This window comes from Rothia sp. HMSC065D02, assembly GCF_001815285.1.
Lineage (GTDB): Bacteria > Actinomycetota > Actinomycetes > Actinomycetales > Micrococcaceae > Rothia > Rothia dentocariosa.
The window spans coordinates 144,588-169,058 of the sequence record NZ_KV820092.1; the positions used below are offsets into that span (position 1 = coordinate 144,588).

The 24,471-nt window shown below is 51.7% G+C and carries 21 protein-coding genes and 1 pseudogene; 10 read left to right on the forward strand and 12 right to left on the reverse strand.

What is annotated here, in order from left to right; all coding sequences use genetic code 11:
* Positions 1-27: 27 nt before the first annotated feature.
* Positions 28-3,858 (reverse strand): multifunctional oxoglutarate decarboxylase/oxoglutarate dehydrogenase thiamine pyrophosphate-binding subunit/dihydrolipoyllysine-residue succinyltransferase subunit, encoded by a 3,831-nt coding sequence (locus tag HMPREF3016_RS08185; protein WP_070741588.1) that lies wholly within the window; start codon positions 3,856-3,858, stop codon positions 28-30.
* Between the two features lie 365 nt (positions 3,859-4,223).
* On the opposite strand from HMPREF3016_RS08185, the gene HMPREF3016_RS08190 reads away from it, so the two are divergent.
* The 5 genes from HMPREF3016_RS08190 to HMPREF3016_RS08210 all read left to right on the forward strand — a co-directional run bounded on the left by HMPREF3016_RS08190 (position 4,224) and on the right by HMPREF3016_RS08210 (position 9,728).
* On the forward strand, positions 4,224-5,576 hold the full coding sequence (locus tag HMPREF3016_RS08190) for a hemolysin family protein (RefSeq protein WP_048753793.1): 1,353 nt from the start codon (positions 4,224-4,226) through the stop codon (positions 5,574-5,576).
* Positions 5,573-6,667: a hemolysin family protein gene (locus tag HMPREF3016_RS08195; protein WP_070741591.1), complete on the forward strand. Its 1,095-nt coding sequence runs from the start codon at positions 5,573-5,575 to the stop codon at positions 6,665-6,667. The genes HMPREF3016_RS08190 and HMPREF3016_RS08195 overlap by 4 nt, the downstream gene beginning before the upstream one ends.
* Before the next feature lie 158 nt (positions 6,668-6,825).
* Positions 6,826-7,794 carry a metal ABC transporter solute-binding protein, Zn/Mn family gene (locus HMPREF3016_RS08200; protein WP_238789001.1) on the forward strand — a complete coding sequence of 323 codons (969 nt, stop codon included), beginning with the start codon at positions 6,826-6,828 and terminating at the stop codon, positions 7,792-7,794.
* Positions 7,795-8,781 (forward strand): metal ABC transporter ATP-binding protein, encoded by a 987-nt coding sequence (locus HMPREF3016_RS08205; RefSeq protein ID WP_070741594.1) that lies wholly within the window; start codon positions 7,795-7,797, stop codon positions 8,779-8,781.
* Positions 8,778-9,728, forward strand: coding sequence for a metal ABC transporter permease (locus HMPREF3016_RS08210; RefSeq protein ID WP_048753764.1), 951 nt, complete (start codon positions 8,778-8,780; stop codon positions 9,726-9,728). The genes HMPREF3016_RS08205 and HMPREF3016_RS08210 overlap by 4 nt, the downstream gene beginning before the upstream one ends.
* Positions 9,729-9,846: 118 nt before the next feature.
* Here the strand turns inward: HMPREF3016_RS08210 and HMPREF3016_RS08215 are convergent, their stop codons facing one another.
* On the reverse strand, positions 9,847-10,311 hold the full coding sequence (locus HMPREF3016_RS08215) for a Fur family transcriptional regulator (protein ID WP_037231042.1): 465 nt from the start codon (positions 10,309-10,311) through the stop codon (positions 9,847-9,849).
* Positions 10,312-10,504: 193 nt separating this feature from the next.
* On the opposite strand from HMPREF3016_RS08215, the gene HMPREF3016_RS08220 reads away from it, so the two are divergent.
* Together HMPREF3016_RS08220 and HMPREF3016_RS08225 are read left to right on the forward strand one after the other, a co-directional pair.
* Positions 10,505-11,164, forward strand: a complete 660-nt coding sequence (locus tag HMPREF3016_RS08220) for an MBL fold metallo-hydrolase (protein WP_070741597.1) — start codon at positions 10,505-10,507, stop codon at positions 11,162-11,164.
* Between the two features lie 15 nt (positions 11,165-11,179).
* Positions 11,180-11,608, forward strand: a complete 429-nt coding sequence (locus HMPREF3016_RS08225) for an HIT family protein (RefSeq protein WP_070741600.1) — start codon at positions 11,180-11,182, stop codon at positions 11,606-11,608.
* A 227-nt stretch (positions 11,609-11,835) separates the two neighbouring features.
* Here HMPREF3016_RS08225 and budA read toward each other — a convergent pair whose 3' ends face one another.
* Entirely contained in the window at positions 11,836-12,585 is a 750-nt protein-coding gene (gene budA, locus HMPREF3016_RS08230; protein ID WP_004004988.1) for an acetolactate decarboxylase, read from the reverse strand.
* A gap of 164 nt (positions 12,586-12,749) precedes the next feature.
* On the opposite strand from budA, the gene HMPREF3016_RS08235 reads away from it, so the two are divergent.
* The gene (locus tag HMPREF3016_RS08235; RefSeq protein WP_070741603.1) at positions 12,750-13,130 is read left to right on the forward strand and encodes a PH domain-containing protein; all 381 of its coding nucleotides are present in this window, start codon (positions 12,750-12,752) and stop codon (positions 13,128-13,130) included.
* Between the two features lie 131 nt (positions 13,131-13,261).
* Here the strand turns inward: HMPREF3016_RS08235 and HMPREF3016_RS08240 are convergent, their stop codons facing one another.
* From HMPREF3016_RS08240 to glnA, 4 genes are all read right to left on the reverse strand, one after another.
* Positions 13,262-13,744: a GNAT family N-acetyltransferase gene (locus HMPREF3016_RS08240; RefSeq protein ID WP_238382282.1), complete on the reverse strand. Its 483-nt coding sequence runs from the start codon at positions 13,742-13,744 to the stop codon at positions 13,262-13,264.
* A gap of 115 nt (positions 13,745-13,859) precedes the next feature.
* Entirely contained in the window at positions 13,860-14,726 is an 867-nt protein-coding gene (locus tag HMPREF3016_RS08245) for a GRP family sugar transporter (RefSeq protein ID WP_048753771.1), read from the reverse strand.
* 222 nt (positions 14,727-14,948) lie between these two features.
* Positions 14,949-15,464 carry a nuclear transport factor 2 family protein gene (locus HMPREF3016_RS08250; protein WP_070741606.1) on the reverse strand — a complete coding sequence of 172 codons (516 nt, stop codon included), beginning with the start codon at positions 15,462-15,464 and terminating at the stop codon, positions 14,949-14,951.
* Positions 15,465-16,075: 611 nt separating this feature from the next.
* Positions 16,076-17,500 carry a type I glutamate--ammonia ligase gene (gene glnA, locus HMPREF3016_RS08255; RefSeq protein ID WP_048755196.1) on the reverse strand — a complete coding sequence of 475 codons (1,425 nt, stop codon included), beginning with the start codon at positions 17,498-17,500 and terminating at the stop codon, positions 16,076-16,078.
* A gap of 190 nt (positions 17,501-17,690) precedes the next feature.
* Between glnA and HMPREF3016_RS08260 the strand changes: the two genes are divergently transcribed.
* The gene (locus HMPREF3016_RS08260) at positions 17,691-18,140 is read left to right on the forward strand and encodes an RDD family protein (RefSeq protein WP_070448558.1); all 450 of its coding nucleotides are present in this window, start codon (positions 17,691-17,693) and stop codon (positions 18,138-18,140) included.
* Positions 18,141-18,250: 110 nt separating this feature from the next.
* Here the strand turns inward: HMPREF3016_RS08260 and HMPREF3016_RS08265 are convergent, their stop codons facing one another.
* From HMPREF3016_RS08265 to lipB, 3 genes and pseudogenes are all read right to left on the reverse strand, one after another.
* Positions 18,251-18,970, reverse strand: coding sequence for a DUF4191 domain-containing protein (locus tag HMPREF3016_RS08265; RefSeq protein WP_070741608.1), 720 nt, complete (start codon positions 18,968-18,970; stop codon positions 18,251-18,253).
* Positions 18,971-19,225: 255 nt separating this feature from the next.
* Positions 19,226-20,233, reverse strand: coding sequence for a lipoyl synthase (gene lipA / locus HMPREF3016_RS08270; RefSeq protein ID WP_070448557.1), 1,008 nt, complete (start codon positions 20,231-20,233; stop codon positions 19,226-19,228).
* A gap of 208 nt (positions 20,234-20,441) precedes the next feature.
* Positions 20,442-21,149 (reverse strand): annotated as a pseudogene (lipB, locus tag HMPREF3016_RS08275) (lipoyl(octanoyl) transferase LipB); the annotation flags it as partial.
* 563 nt (positions 21,150-21,712) lie between these two features.
* Between lipB and HMPREF3016_RS08280 the strand changes: the two are divergent.
* On the forward strand, positions 21,713-22,792 hold the full coding sequence (locus HMPREF3016_RS08280; RefSeq protein WP_239661915.1) for a hypothetical protein: 1,080 nt from the start codon (positions 21,713-21,715) through the stop codon (positions 22,790-22,792).
* A 144-nt stretch (positions 22,793-22,936) separates the two neighbouring features.
* On the opposite strand, the gene HMPREF3016_RS08285 is transcribed toward HMPREF3016_RS08280, so the two are convergent.
* Both HMPREF3016_RS08285 and sucB read right to left on the reverse strand, forming a co-directional pair.
* On the reverse strand, positions 22,937-23,284 hold the full coding sequence (locus HMPREF3016_RS08285) for a hypothetical protein (RefSeq protein ID WP_048753784.1): 348 nt from the start codon (positions 23,282-23,284) through the stop codon (positions 22,937-22,939).
* A 146-nt stretch (positions 23,285-23,430) separates the two neighbouring features.
* A partial coding sequence (gene sucB, locus HMPREF3016_RS11350) for a 2-oxoglutarate dehydrogenase, E2 component, dihydrolipoamide succinyltransferase (RefSeq protein WP_070741611.1) occupies positions 23,431-24,471 on the reverse strand: 1,041 nt, incomplete at its 5' end.

Consider the following 24,471-nt stretch of genomic DNA (forward strand, 5'->3'; position numbering starts at 1 on the left):
GTGATGGGGCTTTACCCCACAAAGGATTTAGCCTTCGAAGACCTGCTTCATCAGTGCCTCAGCTTCAGCAGCATGGCGTTTACCCGTACCTGCTGCGGGAGATGCCGACGCAGGGCGGGAAACCAAACGCATCTGGTAGTCAATAAGTGGCAGCAGGTTCAAAGCCATAAACGGCCACTGACCCTGGTTAGCGGGCTCATCCTGTGCCCATACAATATCGGTGGCGTTCGAGTACAAATCCAGCTGCGCCTTGATCTCTGCCTCGGGCAGGGGGTAAAGCTGCTCAACGGAGACGATAGCGGTTTTCGTATCACCGCGCTTTGCACGCTCAGACTCAAGATCGTAGTAGAGACGACCAGAGACAAAGACTACACGCTCAACTTGGGCTGGAGTAACATCGGAACGATCGCCAATAACGGGCTGGAACGACCCCTCCGTGAAGTCCTCAATTGAGGATGAGGCAGCCTTCAAACGCAAGAGCTGTTTAGGGCTAATAACCACAAGCGGCTTATACGGGCGGTGCTGTGCGTGACGACGCAACAGGTGGAAATACGATGCCGGGGTAGAAGGCACAGCAACCGTCATATTGTTTTCAGCGCACAACTGCAGGTACCGCTCTATACGTGCTGATGAGTGGTCCGGGCCCTGCCCCTCATAACCGTGGGGGAGCAGAAGAACCAGCGAAGAACGCTGACCCCACTTCTGTTCAGACGATGACACGAACTCGTCGATAATCGTCTGGGCACCGTTCGCAAAGTCACCGAACTGGGCCTCCCACACCACCATCGAATCGGGACGTTCAACCGAGTATCCGTACTCGAAGCCTATGACACCGTACTCAGACAGGAGTGAATTGTAGATACGTAGCTTGCCCTGATGATCCGAGAGATGCTGCAGCGGTGACCATTCGTCATCGGTGAGATGATCATGCAGTACCGCGTGACGCTGCACGAAGGTACCGCGTTGAACGTCTTGGCCGCTCATACGCACATCGGTGCCTTCCATGAGCAGAGAGCCAAAGGCCAGAAGCTCGCCCATGCCCCAATTGACCTTGCCGTTTGTGCCCATCTCAACGCGCTGTTCACACAGTTTCTTGAGCTTCTTGTGAACTGTGAAGCCCTCGGGAACTTCGCCGAATGCTTTTGCGATGTGCTCGAAGGTATCGCGAGAGATCGCGGTGTTACCGCCATGAACAATTTCGGTGCTCTGCTGAGAAGCAGGCAGCTCAAGCCCAGCAACATTGGGGGTCTCGGGAGCGGGTACGGCCGCTTGGGTCTCACTGAAGATCGCATCCAGCTTCGAGTGGTATGCACTCAATGCCTCATCTGCTTCTTCCTGGGTGATATCGCCGCGACCCACCAGAGCCTCTGCATACTTGGTGCGGGTCGAAGGCATATTATCAATCACCTGGTACATCTTCGGCTGAGTCATCGACGGGTCATCAGCCTCGTTGTGACCGCGGCGACGGTAGCAGAGTAAATCAATTACGGCATCGCGACCGAAGCGCTCGCGGTACTCGAATGCGAGACGACCTGCCCGAACTACGGCCTCGGGGTCGTCGGCGTTTACGTGGAAGACAGGCGCCTTGGTCATCCGAGCAATATCGGTTGCGTTGGTGGCGGTACGTCCATCCTTCGGAGATGTCGTGAAGCCGATCTGGTTATTCACCACGATGTGTACGGTACCGCCGGTAGTGTAGCCACGCAGATTAGCCATCTGCAAGGTTTCCATGACGATACCTTGTGCGGCAAACGCGGCGTCACCATGAATCAAGATGGGCAGAATGGGATGACCTTCGATACCCTGGTCGTTAAGAACATCCTGCTTGGCGCGCACGATGCCTTCCAGAACGGTGTTAACAGCCTCCAAATGTGAAGGATTAGCAGCCAAATACACCTGAGTTTGCTTGCCTGAGGTAGAGGTGAACGTGCCCTCGGTGCCAAGGTGGTATTTCACATCGCCAGAACCACCTTCATATGGTGCCGCAGTACCGCTGAACTCACGGAAAATCTGGGCGTAAGACTTACCCGCGATGTTGGTCAGAACATTGAGGCGGCCACGATGCGCCATACCGATGGCGACCCCGTGCATATTATTATCTGCCGCCTTGTTGATGATCGCATCCAGCAGAGGAATGAGTGACTCTCCGCCTTCGAGTGAGAAACGCTTCTGACCCAGGTATTTGGTCTGCAGGAAGGTCTCAAAGGCCTCGGCCTCAACAAGCTTCTCCAGAACATGCATCAGACGTTCACGGCTAGGCTTGCTGTAGCCATGCTCCAGCTTCTCTTGGAACCATTCACGGGCTTTACGGTCTTCCATGTACATGTACTCGACCGCGAGAGTACCCGCATATGCCTCACGTAGACGCGCCAGAATAGTACGCAAAGGAAGCTGTTCTTTGTCGCCAAACCCTCCCGTAGGCCATACTCGATCCAGATCCCACAGAGTCAGACCGTAGCTTTCTACGTTCAAATCGGGGTTTGAATGTAGCTGGTAGCCCACTGGGTTGGTGCGGGCGATAAGGTGACCGTGCACGCGGTACGCGTGGATAAGCTGTTGAATGCGGGCGACCTTAGAAACCTCAGTATCAGGATTAACCTGATTATCCTGGCTCCATCGAACAGGTTCGAAGGGAATTTGAATAGCCTGGAAGATTTCGTCATAGAATCCTTCGGCGCCTAAGAGGTAGCTCTCTACTATCTTAAGGAATTCGCCGGAACCAGCACCTTGAATAACGCGGTGGTCATAGGTGCTCGTAAGGGTAATAATCTTGGAAATAGCGTGCTGGGCTGCCATCGTCTCCGCCACGCCGCGGAACTCAGCAGGGTATTCAAGAGCACCCACACCGATAATTGCGGCCTGCCCTTTCGAAAGACGAGGAACAGAGTGTACGGTACCGATACCGCCAGGGTTCGTGAGAGTAACCGTAGTTCCCTGGAAATCTTCCAGCCCAAGCTGACCTGCACGACCACGTTTGACGATATCGTCGTAGGCCTGCCAGAACTCCAAGAAGCTCAAGGTCTGTGCACCCTTGATATTCGGAACCACGAGGTTGCGGGAGCCATCAGGGCGGGGCAGATCGATAGCCAGACCGAAGTTCACGTTCGCATTGTGAATAGCAATCGGTTTGCCTTTTTCATCATGACCGTAGGTGACGTTCATTGAAGGCATGGCAGCGAGCGCACGAATAACGGCGTACCCAATGATGTGCGTGAAAGAAATCTTGCCGCCGCGGGTTCGAGCCAAATAAGCGTTGATGGCAGAACGGTTTTCAATCAGCAGCTTAGCTGGTACCGCGCGCACCGTCGTAGCGGTTGGAACGGTGAGCGAGTCTTCCATGTTGGCGGCAACAGCTTTAGCCGGTCCGCGTAAGGGCACAATTTTATCTTCTACAGGTTCCACGTTTTCTGCCTTTAATGAGGTTTTAGGAGCGGGTGATGCTGCCGACTTTATTGGTGCGGCAGGCTGAGGCTCCGGGGTAGTAATAGATGCTGCAGCGGCTGGAGCAGAAGGTATCGCCTCGGCTTTTTGGGTAGCTGTTACCGGGGCGGAGGCCGTCGGAGTTCCTTGAAGGGCCTTATCAATGGACTGAAAAATGGGCCACCACGAAGGATCCACGAGATTTTTGTCTTGCTGATAACGTTCATATTGTTCTTCGACGAACCATTCGTTACCGGCAAATTCCTCAGGTACCAGGTGATCTGGCAGATTTGGCACTGTAAACGCCTCTTCCTTGACTGTGAATTTATCCGTCGCGTCCGGAGAAATCCGGCACAGACGACCCGCATCTTCGAGGGGCGAATCATCACGCTGAGTATAAGTTGGCTTTGTGTGTGCCTCTTCAAGTCTCGCACACATTGCGGACTGCAAGAGCTGCAGCGCACCAAATACTCTATAACCTAGTTTAGTGAGAACTCACCCGAACTTTCCAGCTGAACCCGGCGGATACGGTGAGTTGTTCTTCACGGGAACACGCTTGTAGGAAGGCAAAACATGCCTTGAGGGTGGGTAAGTTCTGCGAGATATTGTGCTCATGGGAGCTTATGCATCTCTGTTTTACATTGATATCTAAAGGAAAGTGTAGCGACCACTGCAAAATTGCCTTAAACATTCGCTAGAATATGGGCTATGGATGACCCCTTCAGTTACCCCAATACAGACTGTCGAATATTACACTTTTATGACGCTCGTCGTCCTGATGACGTTGGGTGCGCGGTGAACGCATGAACTTTATACTTCTTGCTCTCGGCATCGCACTCATTCTAGGAACCGGTTTCTTCGTAGCTGTCGAATTCTCACTTGTGGCGCTTGAGACCGCGACCGTGTATCAAGAACGGGAAAAAGGTGATACTCGCGCTAACGCCGTTCTTCAATGCTTACGTACTCTCTCAACACAGCTTTCAAGTTGCCAAATTGGCATTACGATCACGACTCTGCTCACGGGGTACACACTCGACGCTTCCATTAATGCGTTAACCGCTGGATTTATCTCTTCGTGGGGTCTTCCTAGGGCTGTAACTTCCACCCTGACCCTTGTGCTTGCTCTGGGAATTGCCACCCTGCTATCGATGCTCCTCGGTGAACTGGTGCCTAAAGGCCTTGCGATCGCTGAACCCTACCGGGTGGCGCGGCAAGTCGCGCCTGCGCAGCTTATATTTACGCGCATCATGAAACCTGTGGTCGTCGTGATGAACGGGTCTGCCAATAGAATTCTTCGTCTCTTCGGCATGGAGGCTCAGGAGGAACTTTCTGCTGCCCGCAGTCCCGAAGAGCTTTCGGCAATGGTGCGTCGCTCTGCGGAGCAGGGAACCTTGGATTCAGATACGGCTCGATTTGTGGATCGCACGCTTAGTTTTGCTGAACTTACCGCTTCCGAGGTGATGACTCCGCGAGGGCGGGTTACGATGCTCGAAGATACGGCGCCCGTAACAGAGGTTATAGAGCAGGCCCGTGCGACCGGGCATTCGCGTTTTCCTCTCTATCGTGGAGATCATGACAATATTGTGGGCGTTATCCATGTGAAGAAAGCTGTCGGGGTTCCAACCGATGTGCGTGAAACCCTGGAAGCCGGTGCATTGGCTGATGACGTGCTGCAGGTTCCTGAAACGCTGCACGTGGATGCGCTTCTTACTCAGCTGCGTGAAGGAGCATTACAACTTGCCGTTGTCCTCGACGAGTACGGCGGAACATCGGGAATTGTGACTCTTGAAGACCTTGTTGAAGAAATTGTGGGCGAGGTATCCGATGAGCACGATCAAGGGCGAACGGAACGGCCTCTACGTTTTGGTAACGGCGACTGGGTGTTCTCAGGCTTGCGTCGCCCGAATGAGGTTAACGAATTTATTCCCGGTGTCATTGCCGAGCATCCTTCCTACGAAACCGTGGGCGGTTTTATGATGGAGCAGCTGGGGCGCATACCTGAACAGGGTGACCAGGTACCGATCCCTGGCGGTGTTTTGCGTGTAGACCATGTTGAGGGGCGCCGGGTAGACCGCATCCGCTTCATTCCCGACAGCATCGGGGAAGGGCTCGTATCGCAGCCAGCGGTTTTGCAGAATCGGCAGGTGCGCTCATGAATGACTGGATAGCTATAGCACTCCTCGTTATTTTGCTTATCGGCAATGCATTTTTTGTCGCAGGTGAATTTGCCATCATGTCTACCCGCCGAGCCCAAATAGAGCCCCTGGCGGATGGGGGAAATAAACGCGCAAAAGTGGTGCTCTACGCACTGGAACGCGTCTCTCTGATGTTGGCTACCTGCCAGTTGGGTATTACGATTTGTTCTCTGCTGATTCTGAACGTTTCCGAACCTGCTCTGCACCATCTGCTGGGGTCACCTTTAGAGTTACTTGGTCTTCCGCACACCACGGTCGATATTCTTGCCTTCGTCGTTACCCTTATCGTGGTGACGTATCTGCACGTTATTTTTGGTGAAATGGTGCCGAAAAATGCTGCGGTTACTCTAGCAGCCCGCGGTATTGCCCTGTGGATTGTTCCTACGTTGGTACAGGTTTCGCATGTTTTTGCTCCCATCGTGGCGTTTCTTAACGGTATGTCAAACATGCTTTTACGCTGGATGCGGGTGGATATTAAAGACGAGGTTGCCTCTACCTTTACCCTAGGCGAGCTGCAGTCTATCGTTGCCCAATCCACGGCAGAAGGCACAGTCGAGGATGATGCCGGCGTTATCGGCGGTGCTCTCGAATTTAGCGGGAAGCATGTTTCTGAGATTATGGTAAGTCGGGACAACGTGCATACACTGCCCTTCGGGTGTACTCCGGCAGAGGTAGAACACGCCGTAGCACGTACCGGATATTCTCGTTTTCCCGTCCATGATGAAGCCGGTATTTACATGGGGTACCTACACCTCAAGGATGCCCTAGATGTAGCTCCTGAACGCACAGACCAGGCCTTTCCCTGGTACAAGTTGCGGTCTTTGACCGTTCTAACACCGACGACCGAAATTGACGATGCGCTCGCCACCATGCAGCAGAATCGCTCGCATCTGGCGCAGGTCGTAGACACTTCGGGCACATTATTAGGTGTGGTCTTTATGGAAGATGTGATCGAAGAACTTGTGGGCGAAATTCGTGATACGACACAGGACTCGAAGCGGCGTAAAGCCAGCACATCGCACTCTGAAGGGATAAGCCAAGATGAACAATAAAGAGTTGTTTATACGGTATATGGCGTGATTTAGTGGTAATGCATCAGCAAACCCGGCGCGTCGTAATTGAAAATCGTTTTCACCTTGCGTAGCCTGGTAAAACTCGCTCGGAAAATATTCGCGCCGCAGTCGAAAGAAGAAATAACATGAAAAAACTCATGAGCACCATAACGGTATTGGCTGGAGTATCTCTCATGGTGAGTGGCTGCTCAACCGCTAACTCGGGTTCCAACGGGTCATCAGGCAACGACGGCGGGAAAGTAAAAGTTGTTGCAACCACTGACGTTTATGCCGATATTGTCAAGCAGGTGGGAGGGGACAACGTAGACGTTACCCCCATTATTGCGTCAACCAGCACTGACCCTCACTCCTATGAAGCAACCGCAGCAGACCGTGTTAAAACGAAGGACGCAGGTCTTGTTGTCGTCAATGGAGGCGGCTACGACCAGTTCCTTGAAGATATGGCAGGCAAAGACAATAGCTCACAGAAGGTTGTCAACGCCGTCAAGCTGAGCGGGAAACTAACTGACAGTGAATATGATCATCTCGCCGAAGACCACAAGGACGGTCACCATGATCATGAAGACGGTGAAGAACATAAACACGCCCACGAGTTTAACGAACACCTCTGGTACGACTTCGACACCATGAAGAAAGTTGCCACCGAAGTAGCAGAAGACTTGGCACAGCTGGATTCCGCGCACGCGGACTCCTACCGCGAAAATGCTAAGAAACTCGGCACAGAACTTGATACTCTGGACTCCTCAGCGAAGAAGATTAACGGTAAGGGCAAGAAATATATTTCAACCGAACCTGTGCCGGATTACCTGATTGCCTCCACGGGTGCAGAGAATGCAACCCCTGAGGAATTCGCGGAATCTATCGAAGCTGAGAAAGACGTTCCGGCACTTGTGCTTAAGGAAACCCAAGATTTGGTGACTGAGAAGCAGGTCTCCCTAGTGGCATACAATGAGCAAACCGAAACCTCACAAACCAAGGAAGTGCTTCAAACGGCTAAAGACGCGGGGGTTGCCCACGTTTCCTTTACCGAAACTCTCCCCGAAAACACCGATTACCTATCGTGGATGAAGACTAACGTTTCAAATCTCGAAAAGGCACTTTCCTAAGTGAAAAATACGACACCATCAGGCACCCCCGCGATAGAAATACGCGGGGGTAACCTCGCTTTTGGAACCCGTACCCTTTGGAATGACCTCAACCTGTCCATTGCTCAAGGAGAATATTTCGCGGTCCTTGGGCCGAACGGTTCCGGAAAATCTACATTCCTCAAAGTAGCCCTCGGACTCACCGCGATGAACACCGGCACAATCTCTGTTCTGGGCAAGCCGGCCCGCGCCGGAAACCCCGGCGTAGGCTACATTCCCCAGCAAAAAGCAATCGACCCATCAACCCCGATGCGTGCCCGCGACCTCGTTGGCTTGGGCATCGACGGACACCGCTGGGGAATCCGGTTAGGCAGCAGAAAGTATCGTGCAAAAGTCAATGAACTCTTAGAGGCCGTCGGCGCTTTAGAATATGCCAATGTTCCGGTTGGTCTGCTCTCAGGGGGCGAACAGCAGCGACTGCGCATAGCCCAAGCTCTCGCGAATAACCCCCAAATGCTGCTTGCTGATGAAGCTCTTCTCTCTCTCGACCTGAACCATCAATACGCGGTTGCTGATCTGATTCATCGGTTTAACCGCGATCAGGGTGGCTCTGTTATCTTCGTAACTCACGAAATTAACCCCATCATTGAGCATGTTGATCGCGTCTTATATCTCGCCAACGGGCGATTTACCGTAGGAACTGTACCCGAGGTCATGAACAGCGAAACCCTGAGCGATCTTTATGGAACCCCCATCAACGTGCTGAAATCCAACGGGCGCTACGTTGTGGTAGGGGAGACCCATGCCAGCGACCATTGCCATGTGGTAGGTGGGGAGCAGAACCTTCATGGTGCGCATCAGGACCTTCGAGAAATTGCAGTCGAGACAGATCATGATGCATCCTCGGGCAAACCGGTCAAAACCGCGAGCGCGGCGGGTGCCTTAGAAGATTCTTCTAATACTACGAAATATCATGCCGAGTACAAGGGCGGAGGGACACCCCAATGATTCTTTCCACAGTAATCTCTCCGGTGCTTGCGGCAAGCCAGCAACAGAACGATTTACTCTCGCGGATTTTCGTTTTCGACCGATACAGCGAACTTGTTCAGCTGTTGCAGAACTCTATTCTTGCGGGTGCAGTCCTCGGTATTATCGGCGGTTTCGTCGGCATGTTTGTTATGATGCGCGATCATGCCTTCGCCGTGCACGGTGTATCTGAAATGTCGTTTGCGGGTGCCGCGCTGGCACTTCTGCTGGGGTACGATGTCATTACCGGGTCAATGATTGGGTCCATTATCTCCGCCTTGCTGATCGGCATGATGGGCGTGAAGAAAAGCGAATCAAACTCGGTCATTGGTGCCCTCATGCCCTTTGGCTTGGGTTTAGGCATTCTCTTTCTCTCGCTCTACCAGGGCAGGAGCGCCAATAAATTCTCGCTTTTAACCGGTCAGATTGTTTCGGTTGACGGCGATCAGCTGAACGCCATGATCGCTGGAGCCATCGTAATTATCGCAATCCTGACTCTGATCTGGCGGCCACTGAGCTTCGCTTCACTCGATCCCGAAGTGGCGCAAGCAAAGGGCGTTCCTATGCGTACCCTATCCCTGGTCTTTATGGTGGTTCTGGGTATCGCTGTAGCGCTTTCGGTTCAGGTCGTTGGCTCCCTGTTGGTGCTGGCCCTCTTGATTACTCCGTCTGCCGCGGCGCTTCAGGTGACTGCATCCCCGCTTAAAGCGCTTATTCTCTCGGTGATTTTTGCGGAACTAGCTATTGTGGGCGGTATTTTGCTTGCGCTTGCTGGTTCGTTACCGATCAGTCCTTATGTCACCAGTGTATCCTTCGTAATTTATCTTATCTGTCGCATTATTGGCGGAATTAGGAGGCGGCACAGTGCATCAGGTCGCATCGCCCGTCAGACACAAGGGGATGCACATCATCACCCTGCGAGCGTCTAGTAGCGGCTCTTTCTAGAGAATCTTAAAGTCTGTTGCCCACAACTCAACCAAGAGTTGTGGGCAACAGACTTTAAGAGTAGCGCATACTCTGCGGGATGAACCAGGATTCAGGTCTTATTTACTGGCGCCCAGTCAACCGATTTTCTTCATCACGGAGTTCCAGAGTGCATTCAGGGCAGTAGCCGGTAACTTCAACTACATGCTCCAATTCCGAGAACCCGTATTTTTTCCCCATATCAAGGGCCCAATCCTCAATAGCGGGTGCCTCAAGCTCCACGGCCTTACCGCAACGGCGGCATAGAAGATGATGATGGTGCGTATCGCCTTGACAATGACGGTAAAGTGACTCGCCTTCGACACCCTTCACGACATCCAGTTCTCCCGAATTAGCGAGAGACTGGAGCACACGATAGGTCGTCGCCAAAGACACCTGCTCTTTACGGTTAGCTAGGGTGAGGTGCAAATCCTGCGCCGAAATAAAATCGCCCAGTTCGGCCATCGTGGCCTTGATAATGCGGCGCTGCTTGGTGTTGCGCGCCTCTGCCTGTTTCACGATCTTGCGGACGGGAATATGAGTATCCAAAACATAACCTTCCGGGTGGGGCACACCCAAGTAGTATGCGGGTTTGTGAGCCTTTGTAATGACTCTACACTAAAATTTTGCATATCAAGTGCGAGTTACTAATTCTCTCACGTGGTGAAAATTCTAGATTACCCTGTAGTTAGCCATGGTACAGCACTAGAGCAGGCTCGATTCTGGCGAGTAGACTGGAACCATGGAACTGACAAAATATACCCATTCAAGTGTGCGGATGGAGCACGACGGTCATGTACTAGTGTTTGACCCCGGAAATTTCGCGCCTGAGGGAGAACATGCTCAGCTGCTTGATGGCGCGGACTACCTCTTGATCACACACGAGCACCCCGATCATTTCGATGCCGATCGTGTGCTGCCTTTGATCGCCGAAAAGCCACAGTTGCGTATTTGGGCACCGCAAGCTGTCGCAGAGAAAATTCTTGATACTGCACCAAACGCCCACGTCACTGTTGTATCGGCAGATAGCGAATTTTCGGTGCCTGGTTTTGATGTACAGACCTTTGGCGGTCAGCACGCGCTGATTCACCCTCTGATCCCTACGATCGCCAATATTGGATACCTCATTAACGGTGTTGTGTACCACCCCGGTGATTCCCTCGTGGTGCCACATGGTGTGAAAGCTCCTCATGTGCTGGTGCCGGTGCACGCGCCCTGGAGCAAGGTTCAAGAAGTTATCGATTTTGTGATCGCGGTGGGAGCACGGCATGCGTACCCCATTCACAATGGCATGATTAATGAGAATGGTACGGGAATTATCGAGGGTTTGATTACTACCTTTAGCAACAAGTACGGTACCGAATATTCGCATCTAAACCCCGGTGACACGGTCAAGCTCTAGATTTTGGAGGATAGAGTGAGCAGTATTTTTACCAAGATTATTGACGGCGAGATTCCGGGCCGTTTTGTCTGGAAAGATGAGAAATGCGTGGCATTTATGGATATTCAGCCGGCATCGCACGGGCATCTGCTTGTGGTTCCGCGTGAAGAGATTGACCGTTGGCCTGAGCTGCCGGCGGAGCTTGCGGCGCATCTTTTCGCAGTAGCGCATAAGATTTCCGGTGCTCTAGATCGAGCTTTCGATAAAGACCGGGTGGCGCTTATGATTGCCGGGTTCGATGTGCCACACACGCATATTCATCTGTTCCCAGCGGATAGTATGGCGGAATATGACCCGGCGAATGCGCTCGCTAACGTGACTGTCGAGGAACTGGATGCTGACGCGGAGGCGGTGCGTACCGCCTTGCGCGACCTCGGACACGGTGAATTTGTGCCGGAGGCTTAGGAGAACCTGATCCTCTTAATATTCCGTTTCACCACAGACATGGAAAAGTGCCTTTATTCAGATAAAGGCACTTTTCCATGTCTGTGGTGAGCATGATGTACAGCTTGCCCCTCAGCGGTACGCTTTGAACGGTGCATGCTGCCCTGTTGTTGCTGCTGTGAAACAGGCAAAAACCTCCGCATACTCGCAAAAAAGTATTCGGAGGCTCGTCATCGCCGTAGGTAGGTTTAGTGTTTTTCCGCCTTTGAGATCTGATCTGCCAAATCTTCGGGGGAGAGGTTGGCGGAAGAGAACTCGGGAGTCAGCGGCAGATGCAGCTGTAAACCGGTGCCGGGGCAGATTTCTACGTTTGCTGACTTTAGCTTGAAGTCGACTACATGTCCACCATGAGTACGGTCATCGTCAATAAAGTGGGCGTGGCACCCCGGGACGGAAATGCCCTGCTCATAGATGGGGGTACGGAACCCTACAATCGTGCCCGTCAGATTATCGAACTGCACGATATCCTCATTCTCGGTTGCATCCACCATCTTCGGGTAGGGCTTTTCCTGCTTGACCACGGTACGAGTACGAACCCACTCAAACTCGCCGTAAATCTTGATCGCGTACATGTAGTTCTTCGACACCGTAAAATTATCGAGAACCTGTGAGGTGGAGGTGCGCAGCATGTTTTGCGGAAGCTCACGACGGATCATGGGTACAAAATTTGTGACCACTGCATATGGGGTCCGATCAGTAAGTTGGGGGATAGAAACCGAGCCGTCATGGCGCACCTGGTAACAATCGCCGTCGAGCACCACCATCTCCCCATCAAGGCCGTTAAAAGTTCCTACCCCAAAGTTACCGTGGCTCAGCAGTTCACCAATTGTCATTTCGCCGTCGTACACGCCGTCGAGCAGCTGCGACATAAGACCGGTCTGGAAGACCTCGTTGCGGAATACGGTTTCTCCATTGAGCTGAGTCGGCTGATATGCCATCGTTTTGCCTTCTTTCCTGTCCGTGCGCGCTATCAAAAGCCAACAGGCGCGTCCTTCTCTTCCATATTCTACGCTTGCTTCTGGATGCTCACGACATAGATTGAACTCCGGCGAGAACGCTACGGTATGGTACTGATAAACTTACTCATGTCATAGGAGATATTTTGGAATCATCATTACACTCTATTGCTGCTTGGACTTTCATAGGCGAGTGCTCCATTCCGCAAGATGCTCTTGACCTGATGGTGCCAGGGGAAGAACCAATTATTGCGTATAAGACTTTTCGAGACGCAGCAATTTTTACGACGAAGCGTTTAATCGTGCGTGACTCTCAGGGGCTATCGGGTAAGAAAGTAGAAATGTATTCTCTGCCCTATAGCTCTATTAACATGTGGTCATCGGAGAACGCTCGGGGTCTATTCGATACTAACGCTGAACTTGAATTGTGGACCCGAGCAGGCCACATCAAGATTAAAGTTGGGCGAGGCGCCGATATTCGTAAACTTGATCGGCTTATCGGTGCGTGCGTTCTAGGGACGCAGTAGAGAGCTTGATGGAGCCTACCGCTCGATCTCTAGTACCATGTCGAGATGCTCAATCCCGGCTTCTTGATAAAGGGGCACCACGAACCTTAAACCCTGCAGCCTCATAGTAAGAGTTTTTGCAGGTACGGTGGTTAGCGCTGCAAATCGAGTACCATCTCGACATGCTCGATTCCAGACTCCATGTAGTGCTCACCGCGCTCAACAAACCCCTCAGGACTGTAGTAGGTATCTTTCAGATATGCTTGAGCGGCGATCACGATTTCTTTTGCGTCCGTGTTATTCCGGATCCATTCCAAGGCTGCGTGTAAAAGCTTACGTCCCAGGCCGGTACCGCGTGCATCTGGGTGAACTGCCACACGACCGAATGTCCATGCGCCCGGAATGTAGCGGTGGCGTGCATCCTGAACCTTCTCAAGATCGAATAGACGCAGATACGCGAGCACTTTTCCCGAATCGTCCTCATTCACCATATGGATGCATTCGAAATCAGCGTCATCAGGCTCCTGATCAGTTGATTGCTGACCCACTGTGAACACCAGCGAACGAATAATATGAATCTGCTGCAACTCGTGAGCGGTCAGCTCGTCAAAATGCTTGGCGATGAATTTGGACACGGGCTCTCCTGCGTTGGTCATATCGGTGAAAAGACAGTTCTCATTATTCTAACGTGATGTGTGCGAATCACACGAAATCTAGAGAATATACGGTGAAAATGTGCGGCGTGTACAGCTAAAGCGTACCAATAAGAACGCCGCCAATAACTACGAGGGCGAGTCCTCCTAACACATACAGCAGCTCCAGCCTCGTTTTCTTCTCGCCCAGTAGCAAGATACTGCCCAGAGTGGAGATAATAACGTTCATCTGTGAGAGTGTAAACCCGCTGGCAACACCGTTGCGATGCGGCTCAATAGACACTAGGTAGGCTAACGCAGCACCCGAGAAAATCACGCCACAGATAATGTTCTGTAAAGACTTCTTATCCCAAGGGCGGGTACCGTCACGGGTCAGCATAGACATCGTGATAGCTGCTACCACCATACCCACTGATTGGGGCAGGAATTTATACCACCCGTCTACACTCACATAGTTGGGAAAGAATGAATATCCAACATATCCGATGGTAGAAATTAAGAGTGTGATAATACCGGCCCGCATATTCCCGCCAGACTGTGGGTCAGGATTCTCTTGCTTCGTGGTCATCCAAATACCGATGATAATGAGCATCAGAGCCACTGCACCGATAATCTTAGCCTGAACGGTACCCCAGTCACCGAACGCCACCACGCCCATCAGCGAAGTACCTACCAGCTGCATACCAGTCGATAAAGGCATGGTTTGAGAAACACCGATCTGGGTAAACGCGCGATATTGGTTCATCTGCCCGAACGCCCAGCTTGCCCCTGAGAGGAAGCACAGAAAAAATGCCCAAGCGTCAAGGCGAATCGGGAAGAAAAGCAGGGAAGTGGCAATACCCACGAGGAGCACGCCCATCGTGGTACCCATAATTTGCTGAGTCGGTTTACCACCGATTTTAGATACGCACAGCGGCAGAATGCCCCAGAATAGCGCGGGGATAAGACCGATAAGTATATTCATGGAAATTATTTCCTTAGGCATTATGAGAACACAGAATATACAGCTGTTCTGCGGAAAGAATAGTACATTATCATTTTAGAAACGTCTATAACGCTGTAAGTTCACTTCAGCTTATCTTGTTTTTATAAAATTCGAGTCAGGCAGGTAGACATCCTGTTTGAGATCTTAAAACAGAAGATGCCCCCTTGTATGAGGGCATCTTTAGAATAGTTCGGTTGAGTTTCATGACCATAGGGAGGCGACAGTCTTCGTAAAGTGCGTACCATCGGGGTGTATCTGCGATACAAGTTGGAGATTCCAGGTTCCACCGCTCCCATTAATATTTGCGGTCGTGCGCGTGCGTGCTACGAGCTGAGCTCCATTGTCACTTCGTTCCACGCGAGCAGATACTACCTCAATATTGCTGTAGGACATAGTTTTGTCGGCAACCGACTGTACCCACTCATCGCGAGTCTGGATCTGGCCTGTGATGTGGGTGAGTGTAGCATCCTCAGTGAGAGTGGAACGGAGAGACTCGGCGTCAGCATCCATCATCGCCATAAACATACGCTCTTGTGTGCGAATAGGCTGCTCATCGGAACCTGTATAGGGCTCGCCTGGTGCAGAGGGTAATAGCTGGTCATTCTTATATAGTGCTTCATCGGACGACAGCGAGCTGGAAGCGCAACCTACGAAAGTTGCAACTGCTGTAAGACCAGCTGATAGACATACAGTACGGCGTGATAGTACATGCGACACGTCAAACTCCTTTAGAACGTGGAAGCAGTAATCCCCTAAGAACTTACTTGCGGCTTCATCATACGTGAAGGTTAAGCCTTAATTCCAAATTTTGTAAGTATTCCACATTATGGCCACTGAGGGAATCAAGCACCTTGTGGAGCTGCTCTTTCTGAGTGGGGAAACTTGCAATAGGTCTATCTTCTCAGTGTTTACTAGTTAAGGAAGGCTACTATGCTAGGCAATGCCGCAGTGCATTGTCAATATGAAAGCACAACCTGAATATACAAATTCTGGAAAGGTTAGTAGTGTGTATGCTCGCCATGAGCATAATCTATGATGAAGCAAAGGCAGACAAAAAACTATAAGAATATCTCAAAATTATTATAAAGCTAATATATATGCTTGTCAGAGGTCGGAGTCTTAGAATCCTTAGGAATTATCATCGTGAGTTCTGATATACAACTATATTGAAAATTAGAATCGACTATGTCAGTAAAAGGGATAAATTTTTGCCCTTTTATTTTCAGAGTCAAAGGTACAGAACTATTCCTATAACGCCGATATTAACTAGAATGCTCCATGCCCTCATATATGAGGACACGGAGCATTCTAACCTCTATAACTAACGGTTAGACACCGTAGTACAGCTGGTATTCCAGCGGGTGAGGAATCAGCGAGAGCGGTTCAAGCTCGTTCGTGCGCTTGTAGTCAATCCACGCATGAATCAGATCCTCGGTGAATACGCCGCCTTCGAGCAGGAAGTCGTGGTCTGCCTCAAGCGCGGCCAGCGCCTCCTCAAGGTTAGCGGGAGCCTTCTTGATATCCTTGGCCTCTTCGACGGGTAGCTCGTATAGATCCTTGTCGATCGGTGCTGGTGGCTCAATGCGGTTGCGAATACCGTCCAAACCAGCCATAAGCTGTGCCGAGAAAGCGAAGTAGGGATTGCACGAAGGGTCGGGCGCGCGGAATTCAAGACGCTTAGCCTTCGGATTGGCGCCAGTAATCGGGATGCGAATACCGGCAGAGCGGTTACCCTGCGAGTACACCATATTTACGGGGGCCTCGTAGCCAGGCACAAGGCGCTTGTAAGAGTTAACAGTCGGGTTGGTAAACGCCAACACGGCGGAGGAATGCTCAATTAGCCCGCCAATGTACCAGCGAGCGATATCGGAGAGGTTTGCGTATCCGCGTTCATCGTAGAAGAGCGGTTCGCCGCCTAACCACAGTGACTGGTGGCAATGCATCCCCGAACCGTTATCGCCGAAGACAGGTTTCGGCATGAAAGTCACCGACTTGCCCCACTCATCGGCGGTGTTCTTGATAACGTACTTAAACTTCAGCAGGTCGTCGGCGGCATTAGTGAGGGTTGAGAACTTGTAGTTGATCTCTGCCTGTCCGGGAGACCCAACTTCGTGATGGCTGCGCTCAACTTCGAGCCCAACCTGATCCATCGCTACGCACATAGCATCACGCAGATCGGCTTGCTTATCGACAGGGGAGACCGGGAAATAACCGCCCTTGATAGGGGTCTTATTACCAAGATTGCCGCCTTCTTCCTTGCGGCCGGTGTTCCAATATGCTTCATCGGAATCGATTTTATAGAACACAGAATTGGGCTCTACCTGGTAACGGACATCCTCAAAGACGAAAAACTCGGCTTCAGAAGCAAAGAACGCGGTATCGGCAACACCTGTGGACTGCAAGTACGCTTCGGCGCGTTCGGCTACGCCGCGAGGGTCACGATGGTAAGGCTCACCAGTGCGGGGATTCACAATAGAGCAGATAATAACAAGGGTTTTTTCAAGACGGAAAGGATCAACATACGCCGACTTAACATCGGGAATAAGCTGCATATCAGACTCGGCAATGCCCTGGAAACCACGAATAGACGAGCCATCAAAAAGCTGACCGTTGACGAAGAAATCCTCGTCGATCGCCTTTGCCGGAAGGTTGAAGTGCTGCTGCACCCCGGGCATATCGGTGAATCGAATGTCGACGAAGACAATTTCGTCGCTCTTAATAAAATCGAGAACTTCTTGGGGACTGGTAAACATACGGACTGCTCCTCGTGGTGTTTTGTCCTTGGTGTCTGATGTGGCGCCCAGTTTATGAGTTGTGCACCACTATCTAGCATAGGGGGTATTTTTTGCTCTGTCGTGTCTATTATGTTTCGGTAGTGTTACAAAGTTGCAGATGTGGTAGGGTGGCGTACGTTTAGGAAAAAGATACAGGATAATAGAAACCATGATTGAACGTGACGATCTTGGGTCGTGGCTCAATGGCGCGCCCAGCGACCAAAAATACCCCGGAGAGATCATGGGGCGACCAGAGACAGGACCTGGCGCTATAGCCCGTCCGATGCGTCGCCTCCTAGGTTTCATCATAGATTGGTATCTATGCTTGGGTCTTGCGTTTCTGCTAGTCGGAGGCCAAAATGTACAAATACATGGTCTAACGACACTAGGAATTTTTCTGCTGTACCTGATCGTACTCGTGGGATTTATGGGGCACACTTTGGGGCATTTTCTGGTTGGAGTCCAAGTGCAAACTCTAGATGGCAGGCCCGCTGGTTGGAAGCGAGCCCTTATCCGAGCTGTGCTGACCATGCTGGTGTTGCCCACCGTAATTTTGGATGCGAATTCACGCGGTCTTCACGATCGCGCGGCAGGAACTATACTTGTGCGCATCCGCTAGATGCGAACTGTATTGCCGGAGAGCTTATATTGTTTTCCGGGTATTAGACAGAAAAGCTGAGCCCCGACCTCACCATGATGTCGGGGCTCAACCATAGGATGTACCGTTTCTTAACGCCCACGCATTGCGCGACGATCGGGGCGCACACGGTTCGGGTCTATACCCTTTGGAATGCTGTTCATGGGGTTACGCACATGGTTGAGGGTACTAAGACGATTAGAAACTCCCTGAACTTCTTGCTGAGTCAGGGCTTTAGGCAGCTTGTTCATAGTCTTGACGACATCTTTTAACTCAACCTGATTTTCGTCGTGACCGGTCTCAATCACGTGTACGGGAACGCCGGGAACTACGCGGTTAAGATGTTTCTTCTCATTTTTCACAAGGTTCTGCACACGAGATGAAGGCCCCTCGGTTACCAGCACAATCCCTGGCTTACCAAGACCACGAAAAACAAGATCCTGATTGCGGTTCGCAGCTACAGGCTGCTCTTCCACAATCCAGCCGCGGCGCACAGAGTTCATGGCGGCACCCGCACGCCCGGGTTGTCCTTCGATCTGTGTGAACGCTGCTTTTTGTGCGCGACGACCCAGAATAATCATGGCGGCAAGAACGCCAACCACAAGACCAAGAATAATAAAAGTGATGATGTTGTTGAGTAACGCGCCGATCAGGACGAAAACAAGTAGGGTAACGACCACTGCAAGAAGCAGAATCCACCCGATATTCGGGTCAGATTTTTTGGTCATCTGGTAGACCTGCTTCATCTGGGCAAACGTACCCGGAGACTTATCTTTCTTCTGCTTTTTCTTCTCTTCGCGCTTTTCTGCCACGGTGCTTCCTCTAGACAACGGGTAGGAAAATGCAGTATAAGACTGCAGTATTTATTCTATCTTAGATTGTTCTTGACCTGGATGCCCGTGCATTCTCCTAAGGAAAAACTCACCTAACAGCCAAACCCGGCAAATGTGTCTAAAGTTTGGCCCTCGTTGGGGTAAACAAAGTTCCCCGATTCGTAACCTTCAGGAGAGGACGAACCGGGGAATTTTCTAAATTTATGTCTCTGCGGACTGAACTATTCTACTATTCTAGAAACCCGCTGCGACGAGGGAAGAAGCCTCTTGCAAAGCCGCACCGCCATCTTCGATATGCGCAAGGTTTTCTGGAATCTCATAGCCGTTCTTCTTCATCGCGCGTGCCCACAGACGACCGGCACGATATGAGGACCGAACCATCGGACCAGCCATAACGCCAGCAAAACCGATGGATTCTGCCATAGCTGAGAACTCCAGGAATTCGGCGGGCTTCACCCAACGCTCAATGGGATGGAAAAGGGGACCGGGGCGCAGATACTGAGTCAGGGTGATAATATCGCATCCGGCGTCGTACAGATCGCAGAGCGCCTCGTAAATCTCATCGTTAGTTTCACCCATACCCAGAATCAGGTTGGACTTCGTGACCATGCCAGCCTCTTTACCCTGGGTGATCACATCGAGTGATCGCTCATAACGGAATGCCGGGCGGATCTGTTTAAAGATACGCGGCACAGTCTCTAAGTTGTGCGCAAAAACCTCTGGACGTGCATCAATGACTTTCTGCACATGCTCTGGCTTACCCTTGAAATCAGGGATCAGCATCTCAACACCGGTATTAGGGCACATCTTGTGAATCTGACGTGTAGTCTCTGCGTAGAGCCAGGCACCGCCGTCTTCAAGATCGTCACGTGCCACACCGGTCACCGTGGCATAACGCAAACCCATAACCTTAACATTTTTAGCGACTTTGAAGGGCTCAGCGTAATCAACTGCAGCAGGTTTACCAGTCGCAATATTGCAGAAATCGCAGCGGCGAGTGCATTCGGAACCGCCAATAAGGTAGGTTGCCTCGCGGTCTTCCCAACACTCGTAGATATTAGGACAGCCAGCTTCCTCACACACTGTATGAAGCCCCTGGCCCCGGGCCAGTTCCTTCATTTCATTGTATTCAGGCCCCACAACGGCTTTGGTCTTAATCCAGTGAGGCTTCTTCTCGATGGGAACCTCAGCATTGCGAGCCTCGACGCGCAGCAGCTTGCGGCCTTCAAGCTTAATGCTCATGTGTGTTGCTCCTTCTAACTGGATGCGCCCTCGGTTTAAAACGGGCTGAAACCTATTTTACGCCCGCATCGTGCAGGCGAAAAACACTGTGGCGTGGATTATGGTTTATTTGTCTTTAAGTCTTGTTTACGCACACAAATCTCTATTCGGATTACCCGCCGAATATCGATAAGCGGCACTGACAAGGTGAAATACTTGAGCCTTGTGGCTACGCAGCCGTCTCGTGTGCCACCTTGTGCTCCTGCGGAACAAAGGGTTCAAAAGGCATCGCCAAACGATCCTGATATTTGATGAGCTCACGCTCAAGGGGCCCTAGAATATCTGCCGGGGTTACTGTACGACCGAGCTGCTCTGAGATTGTTGTGACACCAGCATCCGTAATACCGCAGGGAATGAACTGCATGAACGGCGCGGTCTCATTGCAGCAGTTAATGGCGAACCCGTGCATTGTGGTTTGCTTTGAAACGCGAATCCCAATAGCGGCGATTTTCTTATCCGGTGTAATACCATCGCCCAGAATCCATACGCCACTGCGCCCTTCCACTCGTTCGCCTTTGATGCCAAGCTGAGCGAGCACATTCATAATAATTTCTTCTAGGAGGCGCACATACGCTACCACGTCAAGAGGTTCAGGAAGTTTCAGAATGGGATACCCGGTCAGTTGGCCGGGACCATGCCACGTAAGTTTTCCGCCGCGGTCAATTTTCACGACTGGAGTTGAACGGTCTGTGGGGTACTCATGATCTTCAGTGCGCTTGCCAGCCGTAATCACGGGCTCATGTTCGAGCAGAAGAATAGTGTTTTGCCGAGCGCGTGCCGCTACCTCTGCATGAAGGCGAGATTGCATATCAAGGCTCTCAACATAATTCACATAGTCAGGGGCAAACCCCACACGTTCAAGTATTACGGACATAGCTTCTACTTTAGTACCGGAACGACCACGATAAAAATTAGGGCTTCCTGATTACACGTGCTCTGGGACGCAGCATCGCTCTAGGAAAACAACTCGTACTTTGTGTGACAGATTATGACGTCATAAACAAGGCAGAAGGCGAGCAGAAACGCGTTATACAGCATGAAAATCGCTAAAAACCTTGTTCCTGTGGATAACTTTCACGGTGCTTTTCTAAAATCCGGTACATCTAGAGTATGAACACCGATAGCATCACATACCTTGAAAATCTTCACGAAGAACCAAACCTGAGTATTTGGACAGTTAAGATACATGCAAATAGAGATTCATTGGTTAAGAATCGTATTCTTCCCAAACATTTAGCTCCGGGGCTTTACACCCTTGCGATAAGTCATGATTCTCAGCAAATACCGTCGCAACAGATCAAAACACTTTGCGGTTTACCACCCTTACCCGGTGTTGCCACTGTACTAGCCGTAACGCGGGACGAAAGGCAGTCGTCTGGCACAGAGACAGGAACTTATTATTGGTACGAACCGGTTGAGGCAGGATCACTCGAATCTCTCGTGCAGGCACGTGGAACTTTACCGCTCGCCGAGGTTGCGACCTTGGCACACCACATAGGATGGGGTCTCAAGAGCTTACACGCGGCGCATATCTATCCTGAGCATCTAGAGCCTCAGCACGTGATGGTAACCGTTGCTGGACTCCCCGAGTTTCTTTGTCTGCCCAGTTCTGTCAAAGCGAGTAAACGCCAGCCGGATGAACATGAACATGTCGGAGTTCATGATTTTGTGGCTCTTCTGTGGTATGCGCTCACCGGAGAGTCGCCTCGGCAGACTCATCAACGCATTCCGCTGCCGCTCCTTGCCGATGTGCCGCAGACATTGGGAACCGAGCTTGAGCGTCTGCTTGATGATCCTAAGGCTACTGTACAGGAGGTTCTTGACGCATTCAGCGCATTCCAAACGCAGCCTCTCAACGCTTATACCAGCGCGCCTGAGTCAGTACGGTCTAAACTCCCTGTTGCTTCGCGAGAACCGAATACCGTTAAAAGCGCTAAGACCCTGCCCAAGGTTAGACATCAGAACGCTCAAAAACTTATAGGGAAGAGTACTTTCAAAGTTGGGCATAGCCGTGGGCGTTCAAAGGTTCGTAATTTTACGACCCGCAAACTTATGATTCTGGGGGTTGGGAGTCTCATAATCTTAGGAGCTGGAGCAATAGCCGGGGCAATCTGGGTTCCGGAAGCTATGCATCATCATGAGTCTCACACTACTCAGTCTACCGTTGTGAGTACTCCGCAGGATGAGCAGGCTATTCTCACTCAGGTTATAGAGAAGCGCAATCAGTCGTTGAGCGCCCAGGGGGCGGCGACGCTGAAACTGCGCTCATTGACCCGTATTCTGCACAGAGACTCTGACTCTTTAGGAATAACCGCAGAAGTAGAGTCGCCCGGATACGCCCCAACGGATGCGGAGCAGAAAGAATCCGGTGTTCACCTTGTGGACGGTGTGCCGGTGCAGACAGTTATCTTTGAGCTGCATTGCGACGAAGGGGTATGGCGTATTGTCACGGCAACACCAGTCACGGATGAAACACCCAATGAGCCCGATGCGCAGCCTACGGTCGTCCATGAGCCGTGAATAAAAATAACCACCAGGGGAGAGCTGCATATAGATGAGGCAGCTGCGAGTTCAAGCGTGCAGCTCTTAAAAACATATCCCCGGTAGGTCTATAAAAACTACCGGGAACATGGGCAAGAGCATTGTGCCGAAGTGAAGAGCTGTTTAGTGCCAGATGGTGGCAACGGCAACATTAATGACGGCAAGACCGCCCACTGCATGCGCTAATCCTGTTGAAATCGGTTCTCCCGCCTTGTACTTGCGTTGACCGATGAATGCGGCAGCAGCAATGCTCAATGCAATAAGAATTTTGACCGCAATCTTAATGTGGTTAGGACTGCCGGTAACCTCAGCAATTCCTACCAGGAGTAAGCCCGTTACGAGCATCAGAAGCGATGCGTGAAACTGCCCGGGCAGAACTTTAGGTGTGCGAAAATGAGCAATCCAGAGCCCAATAATAATCGCGGCACCTATGATGTGCAAAAACACAAGAACGTTGTTGAGAAGAAACATAGCTAATATTCTGACACTCTGTCACTATAATGTCTACTTTAACAAACTCGGCATAACGACGAAGAATAAAAAATAAAAAAGGGGTGCGTTGGCTTATATGCCAACACACCCCTTGAAACACGATGCTACATCATGCCAGGACCCCTTTAGAGACCGAGCTCAGCCTCAAAGTTTGCCTCTTCCAGGCGAGTCTTGAGGGTGTACAGGAAGCGACCTGCATCCGCACCATCGACCACGCGGTGATCGTAGGTGAGGGACAGGTAGCACATGGAGCGGATAGCGATAACGTCGTTACCGTCAACATCCTTAACAACCATGGGGCGCTTCACGATGGAACCGGTACCGAGGATTGCAACGTTCGGCTGGTTGATGATCGGGGTGTCGAACAGTGCACCGAAGGAACCAATGTTGGTGATGGTGAAGGTCGAACCCGACAGCTCCTCGGGGGAGATGTCGCCGGTACGTGCGCGGCCACCCAGGTCGCCAATAGCCTTTGCCAGGCCAGCAATGCCCAGGTCAGAAGCGTTCTTGATGACGGGAACCAGCAGACCCTTGGGGGTGTCCACAGCAATAGCGATGTTCTCGGAGCCGTGGTAAGTGATCTGCTTGTAGTCCTCGGTCATGGAAGCGTTCAGAGCGGGGTGCTGCTGCAGAGCCTCAGCGGTTGCCTGGACGAAGAAGGGCAGGAAGGTCAGCTTAGCGCCCTCACGAGCAGCGAAGCCGTCCTTAGCCTTTGCACGCAGCTGAACGATGCGGGTCACGTCAACCTCGGTGACCTGGGTTAGCTGGGTGGAGATGTCCAGGGACTCACGCATGCGCTTTGCAATAACCTGGCGGATACGTGCGGTCTTCTCGACGGTGCCACGCTTGGGGGAAACCTCGAAGGTGTGCGGTGCCTTTGCGGAACCAGCAGCCGGAGCAGCAGCGGGTGCAGCAGCGGCGGGAGCAGCGGAACCCTTAGCAGCGATAGCAGCCTGAACATCCTGCTTGCGGATGCGGCCACCAACACCGGTGCCCTTGACGGTGGACAGGTCGATGCCGTTGTCCTTAGCGAGCTTACGGACCAGCGGGGTCACGTATGCTTCGCCCTCAGCAGCTGCCGGAGCGGCAGGAGCAGCGGGAGCGGCAGGAGCTGCAGGTGCAGCCGGAGCAGCAGCAACCGGAGCGGGAGCTGCGGGAGCCTCAGC

Bases quoted from the DNA above. Each gene is read 5' to 3' on its own strand.
- HMPREF3016_RS08185 (WP_070741588.1), bottom strand. From the start codon at position 3,858: ATGTGTGCGAGACTTGAAGAGGCACACACAAAGCCAACTTATACTCAG.
- HMPREF3016_RS08190 (WP_048753793.1), top strand. From the start codon at position 4,224: ATGAACTTTATACTTCTTGCTCTCGGCATCGCACTCATTCTAGGAACC.
- HMPREF3016_RS08195 (WP_070741591.1), top strand. From the start codon at position 5,573: ATGAATGACTGGATAGCTATAGCACTCCTCGTTATTTTGCTTATCGGC.
- HMPREF3016_RS08200 (WP_238789001.1), top strand. From the start codon at position 6,826: ATGAGCACCATAACGGTATTGGCTGGAGTATCTCTCATGGTGAGTGGC.
- HMPREF3016_RS08210 (WP_048753764.1), top strand. From the start codon at position 8,778: ATGATTCTTTCCACAGTAATCTCTCCGGTGCTTGCGGCAAGCCAGCAA.
- HMPREF3016_RS08220 (WP_070741597.1), top strand. From the start codon at position 10,505: ATGGAACTGACAAAATATACCCATTCAAGTGTGCGGATGGAGCACGAC.
- budA (WP_004004988.1), bottom strand. From the start codon at position 12,585: ATGGCATATCAGCCGACTCAGCTCAATGGAGAAACCGTATTCCGCAAC.
- HMPREF3016_RS08245 (WP_048753771.1), bottom strand. From the start codon at position 14,726: ATGAATATACTTATCGGTCTTATCCCCGCGCTATTCTGGGGCATTCTG.
- glnA (WP_048755196.1), bottom strand. From the start codon at position 17,500: ATGTTTACCAGTCCCCAAGAAGTTCTCGATTTTATTAAGAGCGACGAA.
- HMPREF3016_RS08260 (WP_070448558.1), top strand. From the start codon at position 17,691: ATGATTGAACGTGACGATCTTGGGTCGTGGCTCAATGGCGCGCCCAGC.
- lipA (WP_070448557.1), bottom strand. From the start codon at position 20,233: ATGAGCATTAAGCTTGAAGGCCGCAAGCTGCTGCGCGTCGAGGCTCGC.
- HMPREF3016_RS08285 (WP_048753784.1), bottom strand. From the start codon at position 23,284: ATGTTTCTTCTCAACAACGTTCTTGTGTTTTTGCACATCATAGGTGCC.